This window comes from Pseudomonas sp. AC242, assembly GCF_979258655.1.
The window spans coordinates 5,647,794-5,667,634 of record NZ_OZ409873.1 but is presented as its reverse complement, the minus strand read 5'-3'; the positions used below and the strand labels follow the sequence as shown (position 1 = coordinate 5,667,634).

Annotated in this window: 16 protein-coding genes; 8 read left to right on the top strand and 8 right to left on the bottom strand. The window is 59.6% G+C overall.

From position 1 onward, the window contains the following. The first annotated feature begins 711 nt into the window (after positions 1-711). The 3 genes from ACZZ0A_RS25535 to ACZZ0A_RS25525 all read left to right on the top strand — a co-directional run bounded on the left by ACZZ0A_RS25535 (position 712) and on the right by ACZZ0A_RS25525 (position 4,446). Positions 712-1,638, top strand: a complete 927-nt coding sequence (locus ACZZ0A_RS25535; protein WP_463543888.1) for a LysR family transcriptional regulator — start codon at positions 712-714, stop codon at positions 1,636-1,638. 105 nt (positions 1,639-1,743) lie between these two features. Continuing rightward, the gene (locus tag ACZZ0A_RS25530; protein WP_095113147.1) at positions 1,744-2,370 is read left to right on the top strand and encodes a glutathione S-transferase family protein; all 627 of its coding nucleotides are present in this window, start codon (positions 1,744-1,746) and stop codon (positions 2,368-2,370) included. A 45-nt stretch (positions 2,371-2,415) separates the two neighbouring features. Beyond that, positions 2,416-4,446, top strand: a complete 2,031-nt coding sequence (locus ACZZ0A_RS25525) for a pyridoxamine 5'-phosphate oxidase family protein (RefSeq protein WP_463543887.1) — start codon at positions 2,416-2,418, stop codon at positions 4,444-4,446. Between the two features lie 132 nt (positions 4,447-4,578). On the opposite strand, the gene ACZZ0A_RS25520 is transcribed toward ACZZ0A_RS25525, so the two are convergent. From ACZZ0A_RS25520 to ACZZ0A_RS25485, 8 genes are read right to left on the bottom strand one after another with little or no spacing between them, the layout of a single operon-like run. Continuing rightward, entirely contained in the window at positions 4,579-5,709 is a 1,131-nt protein-coding gene (locus ACZZ0A_RS25520) for a glycosyltransferase family 4 protein (RefSeq protein ID WP_095113149.1), read from the bottom strand. Then, positions 5,710-6,840, bottom strand: a complete 1,131-nt coding sequence (locus tag ACZZ0A_RS25515; protein WP_463543886.1) for a glycosyltransferase family 4 protein — start codon at positions 6,838-6,840, stop codon at positions 5,710-5,712. It lies immediately after the preceding gene. After that, on the bottom strand, positions 6,824-8,200 hold the full coding sequence (locus tag ACZZ0A_RS25510; protein ID WP_414894507.1) for a glycosyltransferase family 4 protein: 1,377 nt from the start codon (positions 8,198-8,200) through the stop codon (positions 6,824-6,826). Before ACZZ0A_RS25510 ends, ACZZ0A_RS25515 begins: the two co-directional genes overlap by 17 nt. Beyond that, a complete protein-coding gene (locus ACZZ0A_RS25505; protein WP_007911975.1) occupies positions 8,197-9,462 on the bottom strand; it encodes an ABC transporter ATP-binding protein in 1,266 nt (421 codons plus the stop codon). Before ACZZ0A_RS25505 ends, ACZZ0A_RS25510 begins: the two co-directional genes overlap by 4 nt. After that, on the bottom strand, positions 9,462-10,259 hold the full coding sequence (locus ACZZ0A_RS25500; protein WP_007911978.1) for an ABC transporter permease: 798 nt from the start codon (positions 10,257-10,259) through the stop codon (positions 9,462-9,464). Before ACZZ0A_RS25500 ends, ACZZ0A_RS25505 begins: the two co-directional genes overlap by 1 nt. Then, positions 10,260-11,702, bottom strand: coding sequence for a mannose-1-phosphate guanylyltransferase/mannose-6-phosphate isomerase (locus ACZZ0A_RS25495; protein WP_007911980.1), 1,443 nt, complete (start codon positions 11,700-11,702; stop codon positions 10,260-10,262). Positions 11,703-11,705: 3 nt separating this feature from the next. Continuing rightward, positions 11,706-12,677: a GDP-mannose 4,6-dehydratase gene (gmd, locus tag ACZZ0A_RS25490; RefSeq protein WP_095113151.1), complete on the bottom strand. Its 972-nt coding sequence runs from the start codon at positions 12,675-12,677 to the stop codon at positions 11,706-11,708. Then, complete coding sequence (locus tag ACZZ0A_RS25485; protein ID WP_007911984.1) at positions 12,674-13,588, bottom strand: GDP-mannose 4,6-dehydratase; 915 nt, start codon at positions 13,586-13,588, stop codon at positions 12,674-12,676. Before ACZZ0A_RS25485 ends, gmd begins: the two co-directional genes overlap by 4 nt. 427 nt (positions 13,589-14,015) lie before the next feature. On the opposite strand from ACZZ0A_RS25485, the gene ACZZ0A_RS25480 reads away from it, so the two are divergent. From ACZZ0A_RS25480 to ACZZ0A_RS25460, 5 genes are read left to right on the top strand one after another with little or no spacing between them, the layout of a single operon-like run. Continuing rightward, positions 14,016-15,644 (top strand): glycosyltransferase, encoded by a 1,629-nt coding sequence (locus tag ACZZ0A_RS25480; protein WP_123376045.1) that lies wholly within the window; start codon positions 14,016-14,018, stop codon positions 15,642-15,644. Beyond that, positions 15,638-16,942, top strand: coding sequence for a glycosyltransferase (locus ACZZ0A_RS25475; protein WP_007912004.1), 1,305 nt, complete (start codon positions 15,638-15,640; stop codon positions 16,940-16,942). The genes ACZZ0A_RS25480 and ACZZ0A_RS25475 overlap by 7 nt, the downstream gene beginning before the upstream one ends. Next, positions 16,939-17,814 carry a class I SAM-dependent methyltransferase gene (locus ACZZ0A_RS25470; RefSeq protein ID WP_414916350.1) on the top strand — a complete coding sequence of 292 codons (876 nt, stop codon included), beginning with the start codon at positions 16,939-16,941 and terminating at the stop codon, positions 17,812-17,814. The genes ACZZ0A_RS25475 and ACZZ0A_RS25470 overlap by 4 nt, the downstream gene beginning before the upstream one ends. Continuing rightward, a complete protein-coding gene (locus ACZZ0A_RS25465) occupies positions 17,811-18,965 on the top strand; it encodes an acyltransferase family protein (RefSeq protein WP_463543885.1) in 1,155 nt (384 codons plus the stop codon). Before ACZZ0A_RS25470 ends, ACZZ0A_RS25465 begins: the two co-directional genes overlap by 4 nt. Then, positions 18,959-19,798 (top strand): class I SAM-dependent methyltransferase, encoded by an 840-nt coding sequence (locus ACZZ0A_RS25460; RefSeq protein WP_007912007.1) that lies wholly within the window; start codon positions 18,959-18,961, stop codon positions 19,796-19,798. The genes ACZZ0A_RS25465 and ACZZ0A_RS25460 overlap by 7 nt, the downstream gene beginning before the upstream one ends. The last annotated feature ends 43 nt before the right edge of the window (positions 19,799-19,841 follow it).

The window sequence follows — 19,841 nt, the reverse complement described above, 5'->3', positions numbered from 1 at the left end:
GGAGACCTCTGTCTTAAATTGCCCCAGCATCTAGATTGAAGATACGCTCTGCCCTGTACCGAAACTCAGATGCCCAGGCACCAATCGAAGCCAAGATCAACGGGATCGATGCGATGACTTTTCCCACAGATTTTTCGACGATTTGCATACTTCCACTCCCTGTAACTGCGGCTCGGAGGCCGCTGTTTTTCCTTGAATTGTCAACGCATCGCTGACGTCATCCGGCGTCGCTTTTGCCTCGACAGGCATCCTTAGATACCGCCTATCTACGGAACCTCTTCAGTCGTCGCCACCCTGAGCTGCAGCCCAACTTCCCGAGGGCAGTACAGCCCATCGCCGCGACTGGGCTGAGGTGCTTGATGATCGGCCATACGTCCGTGACGGGCAAGCCAACAAGATTAGGGCTTTCCAAATTCGCAGCCTATCAAGTCAGAATTTGGCTCTTTTTCTTGATCAGATGCCCCGAGGCAGACTTAGGGTATGTCGCCAGCTAGCCGCAAAGTAGCGTCTGTGCTGGCTGCGACAGTTTTAGTTCTTTAGCGTATCAACCCTGGCTGGCGTTCTGGTCTATTGCGACAGTTTTGCGATTCCTCCAAAGTAGGTTGAACCCCGTAAATCCTGTATACCGATTGCGACAGCTTTAATTCTCTAAACTCATCACAAAAAATCGCAGCTTCGGCTGCGATTTTTGTATCTGACTCGAGAGGCACCATGGATCGCTTCCAGGAAATGCACATCTTCACCACTGTCGCTCAAGAGCAAGGCTTCTCTGTGGCCGCGCGGAGTCTGGGTCTCTCTGCGGCCAGCGTCACGCGGGCGGTGGCGGCGCTGGAGCAGCGCATCGGCACGCAGTTGTTGATCCGCACCACGCGCAGTGTGCATTTGAGCGAAGCGGGGCAGCGTTACCTGGAAGATTGCCGGAGGATTCTCGCCGAGGTGCAGGAAGCCGAGGATTCGGCGGCGGGCAGTCATGCCGAGCCGCGTGGGCAACTGACGGTGACGGCGCCGGTGTTGTTCGGTGATTTGTTTGTGACGCCGCTGATGGCGCGTTATCTCGCGCAGTATCCGGATGTCACGATCAACGCGGTGTTGGTCGATCGGATCGTCAACATGGTCGAGGAGGGCCTTGATGTGGCGGTGCGCATCGGTGATCTGCCGGACAGCAGTCAGCATGCGATTCGCGTGGGTGAGGTGCGTCGGGTCATTTGCGGCTCGCCCGACTACTTCGCCAAGTATGGCCGACCGGCTCATCCCCACGCGTTGGCGGGCGCGCCAGTGGTGGCGACTTCAGCGATTGGTCAGCAACGCAGTTGGCCGTTTCTCGACGCGGGCGAACCGCTTAGCGTGCGCCCTGAGCCGCGTCTGATCGTGACTGCCAATCAGGCAGCGATTACCGCAGCCTGCATGGGGCTGGGTTTGACTCGGGTTCTGTCTTACCAAGTCGCCAGCAAAATCGCGACTGGCGAGCTGGAAATCGTCCTTGCTGAATTTGAACTGCCGCCCTTGCCGATACACGTTGTGTATCAGGGCGGGCGCAAGGCGCCAGCGCGGATTCGCAGTTTTGTCGATTTCACGGCAGAAGCGTTGCGCGAGCATCCTGCATTGAAAAATGCGGCTTTATTGCAACCAATGAAATAATTGATTGCGTTTGCTGGTGGTTCTGTTGTTTTCGCGATCAGCGCAAGATGACCTCCATCGGCGCGCTCATCCCCGCAGCGGCGCCCCTGTTCAGCGGAGTCGACCATGCAAGCGATCAAACTCTACAACTTTCCACGCTCCGGCCACGCCCACCGTGTCGAGCTGATGTTGTCCCTGCTGCAATTGCCGACCGAGCTGATCTTCGTCGATCTGGCCAAAGGTGAGCATAAGCAGCCGGCGTATCTGGCGATCAACAGTTTTGGCCAGGTGCCGGCCATTGATGACGACGGTGTGGTGCTCGCCGATTCCAACGCGATTCTGGTGTATCTGGCGCAGAAATACGGCCATGGTCGTTGGCTGCCAACCGATCCGGTCGGCGCCGCGCGGGTACAGCGCTGGCTGTCGGCTGCCGCCGGGCCGATCGCTTTCGGCCCCGCCGCTGCGCGATTGGTCACGGTGTTTGGTGCCCAGCTGAATGCAGAAGAAGCGATTACCCGGGCGCACAACCTGCTCAAGGTGATGGACATCGAGTTGGGCAAAACGCTGTATCTGGCCGGCGACGAACCAAGCATTGCCGACGTTTCGGCCTACAGTTACATCGCCCACGCACCGGAAGGCAATGTGTCGCTGGACGACTACGGCAACGTCCGCGCCTGGCTGGCCCGGGTTGAAGCATTGCCCGGCTTCGTCGGCATGCCGCGCACTGTTGCGGGTCTGCAAACCACCGCCTGATTTTCGCAATCCACACTGTGCCGACGGTGCAGGGGAGAGGTCGTGATGGAACGTTCACCGTGGCACGCTGGCGAACAGCAATTGCAGGCCCATGTCGGCGTTGCCGAACGCATGGAAGCCTTCGGACGTAAGGTGATTCGCACCTGGATGCCGGATCAGCACCGTGAGTTCTATCAGCAATTGCCTTTCATGCTGTACGGCGCAGTTGATGCAGACGGGCGGCCGTGGGCCAGTGTGCTCGAAGGCGCGCCGGGGTTTGCCCATTCGCCGGATCCCGAGCATCTGCATTTCGCCAGCCAGCCTGCTGCCGATGACCCGGCGCAACTGGGTAACGGCGAGCCGATCGGTTTGCTCGGTATCGAGTTGCACACCCGCCGGCGCAATCGCCTGAACGGTCATGTCGGCAATCTGAGCGCTGATGGTTTTGACGTGAGCGTGGATCAGGCCTTCGGCAACTGCCCGCAATACATCCAACTGCGCCAGTTTCAGCGGGTGCCGTTGACGGATCCGCAGACGCGTCCGGCTGAGCATCTGAACGGTCTCGATGATGCGGCCATTGCGCTGATCGCCGGTGCCGATACGTTTTTTGTCGCCAGTTATGTGGATGTCGACGGCCAGCGTGCGGTGGATGTTTCCCACCGGGGTGGCCAGGCCGGTTTCGTACGGGTGGAAGGCAATCGTCTGACCATCCCCGATTTCGCCGGCAATCTGCACTTCAACACCCTCGGCAATTTGTTGCTGAACCCTAAGGCTGGCTTGCTGTTCATCGACTTTTCCACAGGTGATCTGCTGCAACTCAGCGGGCGTACCGAGATTCTTCTCGAAGACCCGCAGATCGAAGCCTTTCAAGGTGCGGAACGGCTGTGGACATTTGAGGTGGAAAAACTGGTGCGGCGCCCGGCAGCCCTGGCGTTGCGCTGGCGCTTCGACGGCATGTCGCCGACCAGTCTGTTGACCGGTAACTGGGCCGAGGCGGATGCGCGTTTGCAGGCACAGGCGCTGGGCAACCAATGGCGGCCGCTGCGCGTAGCGAAGATCGAGGCAGAAAGTCGCAGCATCCGTTCAATCTATCTGGAGCCAACCGATGGCGCTGGTTTGCCGGTGTTTCTCGCGGGTCAGCATTTGCCGCTGCGTTTCACGATTGATGGCGAGGTGCATATTCGTACTTACAGCCTTTCGAGTGCGCCGTCGGATGGTTTCTACCGCATTAGCGTCAAACGCGAAGGTCTGATTTCATCGCATCTGCATGAGCAGATTCGCGTTGGCGACGTACTTGAAGCGCGGGCACCGCAAGGGCATTTCACCGTGGCGCCGCTGGAACAGCGACCATTGGTGCTGCTGGCTGCCGGTGTGGGCATCACACCGTTGCTGTCGATGCTGCGCGAGGTGGTCTACCAAGGCCTGCGGACGCGGGGAATTCGTCCGACATTGTTGTTGCAGAGTTCGCGCAGTCTGGCGGATCAGCCGTTTCGCAAGGAGCTGGATCGATTGCTCGAAACCGCAGGCGATTCTGTACGAGTCCTGCGTTTGCTCAGCCAGCCGGAAGCCGATCTGCAAGAGGGCGCGGATTTCGATGTGCGTGGGCGGATCGACGGCGCGGTGCTGAGGAACCTGCTGGATGCCGAGGATTTTGATCAGCTCGACTTTGTGCTCTGCGGCCCCGGTGGTTTTACCCAAGGGCTTTACGACACTTTGCGCGAACTGGATGTGCGCGATGCGCAGATTCATGCGGAAACCTTTGGCCCGTCGACCCTGAAACGTCAGGCCGATCCGGACGCGATCGTGATCGAGCAATCGCCTGCGGCAACCACTTCGGTGCCAGTGGTGTTCGAGCGCTCGGCCAAGGAAGCACGCTGGCAACCCGATGGCGGCAGTTTGCTGGAGCTGGCGGAAAGTCGCGGATTGCGCCCTGAGTTCAGTTGCCGCGGTGGTTCGTGCGGTACCTGCAAGACCCGGCTGGTCAGTGGTGCGGTGAATTATCCACAGGTGCCGGCGGATATTCCGGAAGCGGGGCATGTGCTGATTTGCTGCGCGGTTCCGGCGCAAAGCAATCAGCCACTGGTCTTGGACCTGTAACCCGAACCCGTGTAGGAGCTGCCGAAGGCTCGGGCCGCGATCGGACGATCTTTTGATTTTGATTTTTAAAAACAAGATCAAAAGATCGCAGCCTACGGCAGCGCTTACAGGGGATCGGTGTTCAACCCACGCTCAGGCGTAGGACAGGGATTTCTCTTCCAGCAATTCCTGATACAGCTCCGTCCACTTGCGGCCCATGTCATCGGCGGTGAATAACTGCCGGTAACGTGCTTCGGCTTTCACCCCCATGGCAGCGGCGCGGACCGGGTCTTCCCAGAGCGTGCGCATCGCCTCGCGAAATGCCTGTGGATGACTGGGCGGGACCACCAGCCCGGTTTCGTTGTGAATATTGATGTAGCTGGTGCCGGTGCCAATCTCGCTGGAAATCATCGGTTTGCCGTACATCGCACCTTCCAGCAGAGAAATGCCGAACGCTTCCGAGCGCAGGTGCGACGGGAAAACAATCGCGTAGCTCAGTTGCAGCAGTGCGACTTTGTCTTCGTCACCCAGGCGCCCGAGGAAATGAATGTTACGCAGGCCCAGCGCCTGCGCCTGTGCGTGCAGCTCCAGTTCCAATGGCCCGGCGCCGACAATGACCACGGGATAGTCCACGTCTTTCAGGGCCTCCAGCAAAATGTGCAGGCCTTTGTAGTAACGCATCACGCCGACAAACAGGAAAAACTTATCCCCAAGCTGCTGGCGCCAGCGATTTATCCGTTCGGCATCAGGCTGTGGATAACCGGCCTTGTTCAAACCGTAGGGAATCACTCGGGTCTTGTCCTGGAATTGCTGCAACACGTCGCTGGTGTGCAGGTAGTTCGGCGAAGCGGCAACGATACGGTCGGCGCTGGCGAGGAAGCGGTTCATCAGCGGGCGATAGAGTTTGAGAAGGTGTTTCTGGCGAATGATGTCCGAGTGGTAGGTCACCACACTCGGTTTATTCGTCGCGCTAGCGAAATGCACCAGGTCCATGAACGGCCACGGGAAGTGGTAGTTGATCACATCCGCCTCGGCCGCCAGTTCGCGAAACTGTTTGAACACGCTCCAGGAAAAACCGGTGGAGGCGAACTGGATGTCGAGTTTGGCGCGGTGCACTTCGTGCTGACCGAGTTGCACCATGGGGGGATTCGGGTCGGCGCTGAGTGTCAGCACCTGGCCGTCGATACCGTGCTGAGCGCCGCTCTCGCAGAGCTGGAAGATCACTTGCTCAATGCCGCCGACCGAGTCAGGCAGGTACGTCTTGAAAAAATGAAGAACTCGCATTCAACCTCCCATGGCCTGACGGTAGGCACCGGCCGTGGCCTGTGCACAACGCTCCCAGGAAAAAAGCCGTGACTGCTGCAACCCGGCTTCTTGGCATGCCTGCCAATGCGCTTGATCGTCGATCAGTCGGCTCAGCGCATCGCGCAGGCCTTCTGCATCGTCAGCTTCAATATAGTTGCCCGCCGCACCCGCGACTTCCGGCATCGCCGAAGAACGCGTGAGCAGCACCGGCGTGCCGCTGGCCATGGCCTCCAGTACCGGCAGACCAAAACCTTCATACAGCGACGGAAAAATCAGCGCCCGCGCGCCGGCCAGCAATTGCGCGACCTGTTCATCGGGCAAATAACCGAGCAGGCACACATGCCCGCTGGCCAGCGCCTGACGCAGGGGTTCGCTGAACTGTTCGCGCTCCCAGCCGGCCATGCCGACGATCAACAGTGGAAAGCGCTGGCGCACCGCCTCCGGCAGCAGGGCATGGGCGCGTAGGGCCAGGCCAAGGTTCTTGCGCGGCTCCAGCGTGCCCACGCAAAGAAAATATTCCCGCGCCGCCACCGCATGAGCCTTGAGCACCGCGTCAATGGCGCACGCTTCGCGCGGATGAAAGCGCTTGGCGACCCCCAGTGGTGCCACCACAAAACTCTCGGCAGGCAGGCCGAAATACGCTTGAGCTTCGTCGGCAATGGCTTGCGAGTCGGTGAGAATTACTTGGGCTTGCTGCACACCCACGGCCAATCGACGTTCGATTTCCTTGAGTCGCGCCGCAGGCTGGGTCTCAGGGAAATGCAGGTGCGTCAGGTCATGCAGGGTGATCACGGTCGGGCCGTCGAAGGCCAGTGGCCACAGGCTTGGTTCGTGATAGAGGTCGATGCCTTGCGCGCGGCCCTGATCGAAGCGTTTCTGCTCCAGCCAGCGGCGCGCCTGATAGGCACCGGGGATCTGCCGCAGCAGCGGTGTCAGGCGCGAGTAACCGGGCATGGCCGCTTCCGGCAGTGCCGAGCTCCAGCCCCAGCCGTGGAACAGCGTCACGTCAATGTCGGGCTCACTGCGCAAGGCGTTGACCAGTTCGGCAACGTAATGGCCGATGCCGGTGCGCGGTGCCTGGAGAATGCGCGCGTTAAGAGCAATGCGCATGCTGACTCTCGGGGGCAGGCATCGCTGCATTCAAGTTGCGTTCAATACGTTCGACCAATTGGGCGCTCGCTTCACGCCAGCTCAACCAGCGCCATTGTTCGAGGCTCAGCGTTGCCGGAAACTCGCCGGAGCGCTCCATGCCGGTCACCAGATCAGTCAGACTCTGTGGATTCGTCAGGTCGAAATACGCCATGTAGTCGCCGCCGATCTCGCGAAACACCGGGATGTCGCTGGCCATTGCCGGTAACTGGCGTTGCATGGCTTCCACCAGTGGCAAGCCGAAACCTTCGACATGGGACGGAAACACCAGCGCCGTGGCGTGAGAGTAGGCGTGCTCGAGACTTTTGTCCGAGAGCGAGTTGTACATGAACAAGCGTCGGTTCAGCTCGGGATGCTGGCGGATTCGTTCGATCAGTGCGTCGCACTTCCAGCCGATCTTGCCGACGATGCATAACCGCGCTTTCGATCCTGTTGCCCAGGCGAGTTCAAACGCCTCGAGCAGGTACGCGTGGTTTTTGCGCGGCTCGATGGTGCTGACCATGAGAAACACCGGGTCCTTGGTCTGGAACATGTCCAGCAGGCCACGGTCGACCTTGGCATCGGCCTCACTCAAGTCCAGTTCGGAGCCGAGGTGGAAATAATCAAACCAGCGCTGCCCGACCTGTTGCGTGCCGATCCGGCGCAGCATTTCCTCGCGCACCTGATCGCGGATCGTGGTCGAGATCGCGACATAACCATCAGCGGTGCGCGCGATCCAGTCGAACCAGTCGTTGAACACTTTGACCAGTCCGGCATCGCAAAACTGCGGGTGGGTCAGGGGGATCAGGTCATAAATCACCGAAATGATGCCCACGCCCTCACGCTTGAGTTGCTCGGCGAGGGGGAAAAAGTTGGCGTGCCAGGACGAGTCGAGCAGCACCAATTGATCGCCCCCCCGGTGGACCAGCGGGATGCAGCGCTCGGGAATCTGTTGGCCCTTGAGGACGCGCTCTAGCAGGCGCATGGGCAAGCTGAAACAGGCGAATGCCGTGAGTCGGCAGCCGACGTACAGCACCCGACGGGTGAAATGCGACTGGTTGAACGGCCAGCGTCGCTCCACCGCTCGGTGACGTAGCCAGAAGGCGTTGGCCCACTGTTCCAGTTTCACCCGCAGACCCATCAGGTCGAGCTTCGGGGACTTCAGCGGCGCCAGACTTTTAACTTCATACAAACCGCCATCGATCATCACCACCGGGATGCATTCGAGGGTGTCATCGGCCGTCGGCAATTGCTGAATGACGTTGCGTACAACACGTTGAATGCCCGAGTTGGCGGAGGGATGTTCGAAAACGTAAGTGCACTCCACCAGCAATCGTGTCATCGCAAGATCTCCGTATCAGGCGTTTTTAAAAGGTTTTCACTGGAACGGGTGATTTCGGTCCGGGCTTGTAACCAGGAGCAGCCGACAAAGTCTTCCTGGCGATTGTTGATCACGTGGAAGATCAAACCATAGTCGCGCCACTCGAAGTTGCGATCCAGGTGCGAATCCAGACGTGACAGGCTCAACGCCACGGAGTAGTTACCCTTGCCCAGACGCATGTCGAAAGCGAAGCGAAAGGTCACGCGTTCGCCGGCACTCAGCTCGGTAATGGCTTTGTCGAGGCGATGGGTGTTGATGCCATAAATGGCCTGGCCCAGACGATCCTTGATCATGAAGCCGAGAATCAGCCGCTCGATGTCTTCACGAATTTCGGTCTGCACTTCCAGCACCACAGGCTGACCGACCTCCGCGACTTCAAGGCTGCGTCCTTGCTCATCGAGCAGGCGCACGCTGAGAATCGCTGCTTCACCGGTGCCGGAAATGGTCTGTACCTGGCCATTGGCGAGCATCTCCTGGCGCACCGTCTGGCCTTCGCGCTGGGCCAGCATGGCGTTGTAGTAGTCCATGACTTCTTCGGGTTTGCCACGCATGGCCAGACGTCCGTTCTCCAGGAGAATCGCGGTGTCGCAGATCGATTGAATGGCCGAGCGGTCATGGGACACGATCAGCAGGGTCGTACCGGCTTTGCGGAAGCTGCGGATGCGCTCGAAACTTTTATGCTGGAAATACGCATCACCGACCGACAGCGCTTCGTCGACGATCAGGATGTCCGGACGCCGCGCGGTCGCGACACTGAACGCCAGGCGCATCTGCATGCCGCTGGAATAGGTACGCACCGGATGATCGATGGCGTCGCCGATTTCGGCAAAGCTTTCGATTTGCGGCATCAACGCTTCGATCTCTTCGACCTGCATGCCCAGCAACTGACCGGCCATGACAGCGTTCTGCCGACCGGTAAAGTCCGGGTGAAAACCCATGCCCAATTCCAGCAACGCGGCCACGCGGCCTTGCAGATGGATCTGTCCACAGGTCGGTTGGGTGGTGCCGGTGATCATCTTCAGCAGGGTGCTTTTGCCCGCGCCGTTGACGCCGACGATGCCAACCGCTTCACCGGGTTTGATCTCGAAATCGACGTCTTGCAAGACCCAGTGCAGGTGATGGCGGTTCGGCGAGAACGGCACCAGCCATTCCAGCAAGCGACTCCAGCGATTCGGATATTGTTTATAGGCTTTGGCCAGGCCAGTAACGCGTATGTGTCCCATCAGAGTTCGTCCACCATTTCACCGACTCGTTGACGGAACAGGCGCAACGCCATGGTGCAGAGCAGCAGACCGATGATCAGCAGCGGTGTCAGTGACGACCACTGCGGCCATTGGTTGTAAAGGAACACGTTCTGGTAGCTTGTCATCAGCGCCGTCATCGGGTTCAGGCTGATGACGTGCTGGATGCCTGACGGCAGGATCGAAAGCGGGTAAACGATGGGCGTCAGCCAGAACCAGAACTGCAGGCAGATGCCGAACATCTGCCCGACATCGCGAAAGAACACATTGAGAATGCCGAGCAGCATCCCCAGCCCCGCGGCAAAGATCACTTGCACGATCAACAGCGGTATCAGCGCCAGCAGGGCCATGCCGGGCAGGCGGCCGCTGATCAGCAGAAAGCCGAAGAACAGCCCGAGAATGATCGCAAAATTGATACCGGCGTTGAGCAGGGTAATCACCGGCAGGCAAATGCGCGGGAAGCTGATTTTCTTCAGCAGGTTGGCGTTTTCCAGAAACATGCTCTGGCTGCGCGTGGTGATTTCCGCGAACAGACCCCACGTCAGCAGGCCGGCGCAGAGATAGACGCTGTAGGCCAAGCCATCGTCCACGCCCGGCAGACGGGCGCGCATGATCTGGGAAAAGATCACCGTGTACACAACAATCATCGACAACGGGTTGAGTACAGTCCACAGCGCGCCGAACAACGAGTTGCGATAACGTGATTGAAACTCCCGCTTGACGCTACCGAGGATGAATCCGCGATAACTGCGCATTGAGCGGTAAAGGGAAAGCAGCATTCAAACCGTCCTGCCGTATTGGTCTTCGAAGCGGACGATGTCGTCCTCTCCCAGGTATTCGCCGCTTTGTACTTCGATGATCACCAGATCGATCACCCCGGGGTTTTCCAGGCGATGGCGGTGGCCGGCAGCGATGAACGTCGATTCGTTTTTCGCCACCAGGTGGGTACCGGTACCATTGTTGGTGACCTTGGCCATGCCTTCGACGACCACCCAGTGTTCGTTACGGTGATGGTGCATTTGCAGAGACAGCTTGCCGCCGGGCTTGACCACAATGCGCTTGATCTTGAAGCGCGGGCCCTCCTCGAGCACGGTGTAGGTGCCCCATGGCCGACTCACCGTGCGGTGCAGGCGGTAGGCTTCGTGGGATTTGTCCTTGAGCTGCTTGGCCACTCGTCGCACGTCCTGCGCACGATCAGCGTGAGCGACCAGTACGGCGTCGGCGGTGTCGATGACGATCAGGTTGTCCACGCCGACGGCAGCCACCAGCCGACCTTCGCTTTGAACGAAGTTATTGTGGCTGTCGATGAAAATCGCTTCGCCGCTGGCACGATTGTTATCGGCATCGGCCGGTACCAGAGCCGCGACGGCGCCCCAGGAACCGATATCGCTCCAGTCGAACCCGGCGGGTACCACGACGACTTTTTCCGAGCGCTCCATCAACGCGTAGTCGATGGAGATGTCGGTGATCTCGGCGAACAGCGCTGGCGACAGTTCCTGTTGCAGGCAGCCGACAGTTTCCAGCGGGGCGCTAGCCGCCATGCAGGCACGGGTCTGTTCCAGCAACTGCGGCGCATGCAGTTGCAACTCGGCCAGCACACTTGCGGTGGTGAAGCAGAACATCCCTGAGTTCCACAGGAAGTTGCCGCTTTCCAGATAATGCGTGGCGGTTTGCAGGTCGGGTTTCTCGACGAAACGCTGCACTTTCGCAGCGCCTCTGGCGTCGAGTGGCGCGCCAGTCTCGATGTAGCCGAAGCCGGTTTCCGGGGCGGTCGGCGTCACACCGAAGGTCACCAGATAACCGTCCTTCGCCAGATTGACCGCGTGTTCGACGGCACTTTTCAGCGCGTCCTGATTGACGATCAAATGGTCGGCCGGCATCACCACCATGATCGCGTCGTCACCGTGCAGCGCTTGCAGCGACAACGCGGCAGCAGCGATGGCCGGGGCAGTGTTGCGGCCGGTCGGCTCCAGCAGGAAATGCCCGCGATGACGCGAGACATGGGCGGCGCAATAGTGATCCTTGCTCTGGAAGTAGTACTCGCGGTTAGTCACCGTGACAATGTCGCCCCAACCGTCCAGCAACGCGGCGGCACGCTGGTAGGTCTTGCCCAGCAGCGACTGGCCGTCGGGCAGGGTCATGAACGGCTTGGGATGGCCCTCGCGGGACACCGGCCACAAACGAGTGCCGGCACCGCCGGACAGAATCACGGGAATCAGCATGGCCTACTCCTTGGCGACGCGTTTCATGTCCGCATCCATCATCATGCGGATCAAGGTATCCAGGTCGGTTTTCGGCTTCCAGCCCAGCACACGCTGAGCCTTGGCTGGATTGCCGAGCAGCACTTCAACTTCGGCCGGGCGGAAAAACGCCGGGTCGATCTTCACGTAGTCGCGGTAGTTGAGGCCGACGTGATCGAAGGCGATGCGGCACATTTCACGCACCGTGGTGGTGACGCCAGTGGCGACAACAAAATCGTCGGGTTTGTCCTGTTGCAGCATCAGCCACATGGCTTCGACGTAGTCACCGGCAAAGCCCCAATCGCGCTTGGCGTCGATGTTGCCCAGGGCCAGTTCGTGCTGTTTGCCCTGTTTGATGCGCGCCGCGGCATCGGTGACTTTGCGCGTCACGAATTCGATGCCGCGCAGCGGTGATTCGTGATTGAAGAGGATGCCGCTGCTGGCGTGCAGGTTGAAACTTTCGCGGTAGTTGACGGTGATCCAGTGGCCATACAGTTTGGCCACGCCGTACGGGCTGCGGGGGTAGAACGGCGTGTTTTCATCCTGCTGTTCAGCCTGGATCAGACCGAACATTTCGCTGGTCGATGCCTGATAAAACCGGGTATGCGGGCTGAACTGGCGGATCGCTTCGAGCAGGTGGGTAACGCCCAGACCATCGACGATGCCAGTCGTCACCGGTTGATTCCACGACGCGGCGACAAAGCTCTGCGCGGCGAGGTTATAGACCTCGTCCGGCGCCGATTGAATGACTGCACGCTGTACCGAACAGGCATCGGCCATGTCCCCGTCCAGATAGACGATGTCGGCTTCGACCCCCATCTCGCGCAGACGCCAGCGCGAATCGCTGCTGCGCCGTGCCACGAGGCCGTAAACCTTGTAGCCCTTGCCGAGCAACAATTTGGCCAGATATGCGCCGTCCTGGCCGGTGATGCCTGTGATCAATGCACTTTTTGTCATTCTTGTCGTACTCGCGTCTCCCAGTCGGACAGGATCGCCCGCAGGGATTGTTGTGTTGTGATTTCAGGCGTCCATCCTGTGGTCTGGGTCAGCCGGTTATGGCTGCCACAAACGCGACGCTGATCGGCACGCCGCATGCGCGCAGGGTCTTGAACCAGTTGCATGTCGACTTCGGCGAGATCGCCGAGCTGCTCGATCAGGCTGCGAATGCTTTGCTCGCGGCCCGAGCAGATGTTGTAGACCTGTCCTGACGTGCCTTTTTCCAGCAGCGCGAAGTAGGCCGATATCACATCGCCGACATCGAGGAAATCTCGCGTCACATCGATGTCGCCAACCTCCAGTTGCGGCGCTTGAAGGCCCTGTTTGATGCGACTTATCTGGCGGGCGGCACTGGCGATGACAAAGCTTTCTTTCTGGCCGCTGCCGATGTGGTTGAACGGACGCGCTACCAACACCGGCCAGCCTTCACTCAGGCCCCATTGCAGGCTGAGAAACTCCGCCGAGAGTTTGCTCACCGCGTAAGGATTGCGCGGGCAGGGCGACTGTTGCTCGCTGATCGGCAGATCGCTCTCGCCGACTTGACCGTAGACATCGCCGGAGCTGACGTAGAGGAAGGTGCCGGCAAAGCCCCGCGCCTTGAGCGCCTGCAGCAGATTGAGGGTGCCGAAAAGATTGATGTCGAAGGTACGCGCCGGATCACGGAACGCTTCCGGGACGAAGGTCTGCCCGGCCAGATGAATTACCGCGTCGGGCATCTGCGGCCACAGATCACGGAGGCTGTCAGCATTCGTGAGGTCGTAGGGCGAGGCGGCAGGCAGCAGCTCCCACGGCGAATCAGGCAATGCCAGACGCGATTGAATATGTTGTCCCACGAATCCACTGAGACCCGTGACGAACAGACGCTTTTTCAAACAGCGACCCCTTGGTCTTGAACTTGCGCCACTTTCTCACAGGCTTTAAGGAGAGGTCTGTCAGACCGGAGGAAAAACCGGGTGAGAGACGGGCGAAGTCAGTTGTTGTAGTTGTTTGTTATCAATCTGTGCCAATTGCGCAGCAATTTCAACAGGCCAAACCGTGACCGGTCAGTTCTCGTCAGCGTAGTCCGATTTATTCTCGTCGGGCGGTTCCCGGATCCTTGATGGATGTGTTTAGAATGGCCCTCGTCGCCATTCCCCCAGGTCCACCGTGGGCGTGGCGCAACCAGGGTGAAACTGACCACTAAAACAAGAACGAAGACGTGCCTGAAGATGATGGACTAGCTGCGTTATTGCGGCTTGATCCAACGCCGGGTCGTCATAGCATGAGGTTGCCGGGACGGCTGCTTCATCGTGGGATGCCATGAATTTCATTCTTTACTCGGACGTCAACGACCGCTCCATCAGCCAAAGTCTCGGGCGTCCCGAATACAGCTACTACTTCGTGCTCAAGGCTTATCGCCCGGTGCTGGAAAGCCTTGGTCGCGTGCATGTGGTCACGTCGACTGACGACGTCGATCCGCTGTATCTGCAATTGCGCCAGGCCGATCAGGAATGCCTGTTTCTTTCGTTTGCACCGCCACATAAAACCCCGATCGGCCTGCAGTGCCCGATGGTCTGCGTGATTGCCTGGGAATATGACTCGATCCCCACCGAATACGCTGGCGACGATGTGCGCCAGGACTGGCGCCAGACACTGGCCCGCCATGGCCGGGTGATTACGTTGTCCACCCACACCGCGCAGGCCATCCGTCGCAGTCTGGGTGAAGATTTCCCCGTGCTGGTATTGCCCACGCCACTGTGGGAGCGTTTCGCTCAGGTGCGGCGAGATTGTCCAAGTGTCCCGGTAAACCCCGGCACCACGCTGCAGATTAAGGGCTGCATCATCGACAGCCGTGCTCTGGGGCTGTCGGCCGATGGCTTGATCGCACCGATACTCCGCGAGCCGGAACTGCAAACACCGCAAGTGATCGAGCCCGTGCCGGAGCCGATCGCGGAACCTCCTCCGGCACTGACCCTGCGCCGGCGTGCTTTCATCACCAAGCATTACCTGATCGCGGGCTACAGAGCTGTCACGGTGGCCTCCGAACATCGACCGCTGTTTCTGCTCAAGCACAACCTGTTGCAGTGGTATCGCGAAGCCGTCAGTGATTTGCTGCCGGGCTCGGTCCGCGAGGAACACCGCGAGTTGCCTGATCCCATTGTCGAGGCAATAACGCCGGCTCCAGCCGTGAGTGAAATGCCGGTGTTGGCTGAGCACCCGCAAGCTTCGCTCCCCGACACCAGTCAGCACGTACAGATCGACGTCAGCGGCGTGGTTTACGTCAGCGTGTTCAACCCCGAGGACGGGCGCAAGAACTGGCATCACCTGATCACTGCGTTCTGCTGGGCTATGCGTGATGTCGACGACGCGACGCTGGTGCTGAAAATCACCCAAAACGATCTGTCGAGCTATTACGTTCATCTCATTACGTTGCTCTCGCAGCTGTCGCCATTCGCCTGTCGCGTGGTGGTCATGCATGGCTATCTGGAAGAGGAGGAATTTGCCCGGCTGTATGGCGCTGCGAGTTTCTACGTCAATGCGTCGCGCTGCGAAGGGTTGTGCCTGCCGTTGATGGAGTTCATGTCGTGTGCCCGCCCGGTGATTGCACCGAACCACACCGCGATGGGTGACTACATCGACGAACGCGTTGCTTTCATCGTCAAGTCCAGCCGCGAACCGACCATCTGGCCGGAGGATCCGCGCATTCTCTATCGCACGCTGCGCCATCGTCCCGACTGGGGATCGTTGAAAACCGCCTACGAGGACAGCTACGCCATGGCCAAGAACCATCCAGAGGCTTACCTGGCGATGGCCGCTGCCGCTGCTGAGCGGATGCGTGAATACTGCGGTTTTACGCCCGTGCAGCAGCGCGCGGAGGCGTTTTTCGGTCTGAGGGCCAATAGCGAAATGACTTCGTTGGCGGTCGAGACCGGAGCGGCCTCATGCTGATCATCATTCATTCGGAAACCAACAAGAGCAATATCCAGCAGAACCTCGGCCGGCCGGAGTACAGCTATTACTTCGTGCTCAAGGAGTTTCGCCCCGTTCTCGAACGAATCGGTCAGGTGATTGAAGTCAGCAACCCTGACGAGTTAGTGGATCGTTTGTATTTCGACTGCTTGAGCCGGGGCGAGGATTGCGTCTTCCTGTCGTTCTCGCCGCCGCATCGCACGCCCATCCATTACGCATGCCCGACCATCCCGGTGTTCGCCTGGGAATTCAGCACCATCCCGACTGAAAGCTGGCAGGGCGAATCACGTCACGATTGGCGTGTGGTGTTGCAGGCGTGTGGCCGGGCGATTACGCATTCGACATTCACGGTGAACGCGGTGCGCGACGTGATGGGGGCGGACTATCCGATCTGCGCGATCCCGGCTCCGGTGTGGGATCGCTTTGCCGCTCGCGGCGAGCAATTGGCCAAGCGTCCGGTGGTTGACCTTGTGACGCTGAACCTGCGTGGATTGCTGATCGACAGTCGTCGCACGGACTTGCGGCCGTATGGCCCACCGCGATTGCGCGAAGGCACGCCGATGTCCTTCGCAGGACCGCCAGAGGATTGCCAATTGCAGCTCGAAGGCGTGGTCTACACCTCGGTGTTCAACCCTTACGACGGCCGCAAGAATTGGCAGGATATGGTCAGCGCGTTCTGCACGACGTTTCGCGACATCAGCGATGTGACCCTGGTGCTCAAACTGACCCACCATGACATCGCCGATGCGCTGACCGACATGCTGCATCACTTGTACAAGAACCAGTCGTATCAGTGCCGGATCGTGCTGATCCATGGCTATCTGGCGGATGCCGATTACGAAGCACTGGTGCAGGCCACCAGCTACGTGGTCAACAGTTCTTACGGTGAAGGACAGTGCCTGCCGTTGATGGAGTTCATGTCCTGCGGCAAACCGGCGATTGCGCCGTTGAACACCGCGATGGCCGATTATGTGAGCAGCGATAATGCATTTATCGTCGACTTCACCGAAGAGCTCACCGCCTGGCCGCATGACCCGCGTGCGGCCTATCGCACGATGCGTTACATCACCGACTGGGATTCGCTGTGTCTGGCGTATCGCGCCAGTTATGACGTGGCAAAAACCGATGAGCAGCGTTACGCCGGGATGTCCGCCGAGGCGATTCGCAGTCTGCAGCGATTCTGTAGCCAGGCCAGCACCGAGCAGAGATTGCGCGATTTTTTTGCGCAGCCACTGCAAGCCCGCGGAACGTTGCCTGCGCCAGTTACGGTCGCATGATCCGTCGTCTGCTCGCACGATGGCGTCCGGCGCGTGCCGCGCAACCGCTGTCGGCACCGTTGGCCAAGGTGTCGCCTCGCGACGTCGGTTTACATGACGCCGTGCTCGACGGTTGGTTCTTGAATGACAGCGGCGAGTTGCTCAAGGGCTTTGCGATCAGCGCTGACGATACGTTGCTGGATGTCGGTTGTGGCGAAGGCGTGGCGACACTGTTTGCCGTGCGTCAGGGCGCTTCGGTGATTTTTACCGACAGCGAACACGCCAAGGTGCGTGAGCTCGCACGGCAGGTCGAAGCACAAAGCGACAAAGCCCATCTTGGGCTGGTCAGCAATAGCCTGCCGTTGCCACTGGCTGACGGCTGCGCCAGTAAAGTGGTGTGCATGGAGGTGCTGGAGCACATCGATCAGCCCCAACCGTTCATGGCCGAACTGGTGCGCATGGGGCGCCCAGGTGCACAGTATCTGTTCAGCGTGCCGGCACCGGTGGGCGAACACTTGCAAAAAGGCATCGCCCCGGACAGTTACTATCAGTCTCCCAATCATGTGCAGATTTTCACCCCGGAGCGCTTCGCTGCGCTGGTAGAAGAGGCTGGCCTGGTGATCGAACATCGCCAGGCCAGCGGATTTTTCTGGGTGATGGGCATGATTTTTTTCTGGGCCGGCGAACGGGCTGCAGGGCGTGATCCGGGCGGTGCGGTGCGTGACCGGATTCAGGAGCCCTTCATGCCGTTGATGGAGAACTGGGCCAAGACCTGGCAGGACCTGCTCGCTCAGCCGGGCGGGCTGGCGATCAAGCAGACGCTTGACCGCTTCATGCCCAAGAGCCAGGTGATCATCGCCCGCAAACCATCGGGTGTGGGGGAGGCACCATGAGCAGCAAGCGGATCATGGACATTGAAGTGCTGCGCGCAATTGCCGTATTGGGCGTGTTGTTCCATCACTTGCAGGGCAGTCTGTTTACCGATGTCGTGCCGTCGCTGGAAAAGATCCATGCCTGGGCGCAGCCGTGGTGGGGCGTTGATCTGTTTTTCGCCATCTCCGGTTTTGTTATTGCCCGAAGCCTGATCCCGGCGCTGCAAGGCTGTACAACCCGCCAGGAGTATTGGCAGCAGACGCGCAATTTCTGGCTTCGCCGGGTTTTCCGGTTACTGCCGTCGGCCTGGTTATGGCTGGCGCTGATGTTGCTGGCGTGCGTGTTTCTCAATCGTTCGGGGGCGTTCGGTACGTTGTCGGCCAACCTGCAAGCAACGTTGGCCGGGGTGTTGCAGTACGCCAACTTCCGGTTTGCCGACAGCTTCTTTCGCTACGAGTACGGCAGCAGTTTCGTCTACTGGAGCCTGTCGCTGGAGGAGCAGTTCTACCTGCTGTTCCCGCTGCTGATTCTGCTCTGTCGCAAACATTTGGTCTGGGCATTGCTGGCGCTGGTCGCGGTGCAGATTTTCACCCTGCGCACGCCGTTGTTGATGGTGGTGCGTACTGATGCGCTGGCCCTCGGTGTATTGCTGGCAATGTGGAGTGCGCAGCCGAGTTATCAACGTTGGCGGCCGAATTTTCTCGCTCGGCCATGGGTCGGAATTTCGGCATTGATGCTGATCGGCGCGCTGTTGAGTTTCATGGCCACCGATCGCTTCACGTTCGCCTGGTACCGTATCGGTTCAATTGCCGTACTGAGCGCAATACTGGTGTGGATCGCATCGTACAACCGCAATTACCTGATGCCCGCTGGCGCGATGCAGCGGCTGCTGGGGTGGATCGGTAGCCGGTCCTATGGCATCTACCTAATTCACATACCCGCTTATCAATTGGTGCGTGAACTGATCTTTCGCTTGCAGAGCGCCGGTCTGCCCAGCCCTGCCGGCCACCCGGTGCTGATGCTGCTGATCGCTTTCGGCCTGATCGTGTTGCTCAGCGAACTCAATTACCGCTGGGTCGAAATGCCCATGCGCAACCGTGGTGCCGCGCTCGTGCGCCGCCTCGGTACGTCCCGATCCACCGTCCCGTCCTCTGGAGCCACCTCATGCTGAGCCTACTGAAGAAACTCACGGCGGCGACGCCAGCACCGGTCCCCGCGCAGGCAGTGGAGCCGGTCGCCAGCAAGGTCGATCCGTACATGCTCGGCTTGTACGATGCCAAGCTCAGTGGCTGGTTCAACCAGGAAACCAACGAGCTGTTCAAAGGTTTCGTGGTGTCTGCCGAGGACACGCTGCTTGATGTCGGCTGCGGTGATGGCGGCAACGTGCATTTTTGCGGCATGCGCGGGGCGAAGATCATCATCGCCGACATCGACGGGGCCAAGGTCGAAGCGACTCGTCAGCGCCTGAGCGATACGCCGGCACGGGACATCGAATGTCACGTCACCGATTGCAATCCGTTGCCGATCGCCGACGGCACTGCAACGCGCGTGGTCTCCACCGAAGTCATCGAGCATGTCGACGATCCGGCACAGTTCCTCGCCGAACTGGTGCGTGTCGGCAAACCGGGCGCCTTGTACCTGTTGAGCGTGCCGCACCCGAGTTCTGAAGACCTGCAAAAAGACATCGCCGCGCCCCAGTACTTCCAGAAGCCCAATCACATTCGCATCATCAGCGAAGAGCAGTTCAAGGCACTGGTCAGCGAGGCCGGGCTGGAGATCGTCAGCCATAGTCAGTACGGCTTTTACTGGTCGATGTGGATGCTGTTGTTCTGGGAAGCCAAGGTCGATTTCAGCAACCCGGATCATCCGCTGCTCAATCACTGGGCCGAGACCTGGCAAGCGGTGCTGGACTCGCCGCGTGGTGCGCAGATCAAGCAGGCGCTGGACGCGGTGGTTGCGAAAAGCCAAGTCATCATTGCCCGCAAACCCGCCGCACCCGTGTAGGAGCTGCGGCACGCTGCGATCTTTTGATTTTGATCCTGAAAAA

Excerpts from the sequence above, each read along its gene's own strand:
- ACZZ0A_RS25535 (WP_463543888.1), top strand. The coding sequence starts at position 712 with ATGGATCGCTTCCAGGAAATGCACATCTTCACCACTGTCGCTCAAGAG.
- ACZZ0A_RS25530 (WP_095113147.1), top strand. The coding sequence starts at position 1,744 with ATGCAAGCGATCAAACTCTACAACTTTCCACGCTCCGGCCACGCCCAC.
- ACZZ0A_RS25525 (WP_463543887.1), top strand. The coding sequence starts at position 2,416 with ATGGAACGTTCACCGTGGCACGCTGGCGAACAGCAATTGCAGGCCCAT.
- ACZZ0A_RS25520 (WP_095113149.1), bottom strand. The coding sequence starts at position 5,709 with ATGCGAGTTCTTCATTTTTTCAAGACGTACCTGCCTGACTCGGTCGGC.
- ACZZ0A_RS25515 (WP_463543886.1), bottom strand. The coding sequence starts at position 6,840 with ATGCGCATTGCTCTTAACGCGCGCATTCTCCAGGCACCGCGCACCGGC.
- ACZZ0A_RS25510 (WP_414894507.1), bottom strand. The coding sequence starts at position 8,200 with ATGACACGATTGCTGGTGGAGTGCACTTACGTTTTCGAACATCCCTCC.
- ACZZ0A_RS25505 (WP_007911975.1), bottom strand. The coding sequence starts at position 9,462 with ATGGGACACATACGCGTTACTGGCCTGGCCAAAGCCTATAAACAATAT.
- ACZZ0A_RS25500 (WP_007911978.1), bottom strand. The coding sequence starts at position 10,259 with ATGCTGCTTTCCCTTTACCGCTCAATGCGCAGTTATCGCGGATTCATC.
- ACZZ0A_RS25495 (WP_007911980.1), bottom strand. The coding sequence starts at position 11,702 with ATGCTGATTCCCGTGATTCTGTCCGGCGGTGCCGGCACTCGTTTGTGG.
- gmd (WP_095113151.1), bottom strand. The coding sequence starts at position 12,677 with ATGACAAAAAGTGCATTGATCACAGGCATCACCGGCCAGGACGGCGCA.
- ACZZ0A_RS25480 (WP_123376045.1), top strand. The coding sequence starts at position 14,016 with ATGAATTTCATTCTTTACTCGGACGTCAACGACCGCTCCATCAGCCAA.
- ACZZ0A_RS25475 (WP_007912004.1), top strand. The coding sequence starts at position 15,638 with ATGCTGATCATCATTCATTCGGAAACCAACAAGAGCAATATCCAGCAG.
- ACZZ0A_RS25470 (WP_414916350.1), top strand. The coding sequence starts at position 16,939 with ATGATCCGTCGTCTGCTCGCACGATGGCGTCCGGCGCGTGCCGCGCAA.
- ACZZ0A_RS25465 (WP_463543885.1), top strand. The coding sequence starts at position 17,811 with ATGAGCAGCAAGCGGATCATGGACATTGAAGTGCTGCGCGCAATTGCC.
- ACZZ0A_RS25460 (WP_007912007.1), top strand. The coding sequence starts at position 18,959 with ATGCTGAGCCTACTGAAGAAACTCACGGCGGCGACGCCAGCACCGGTC.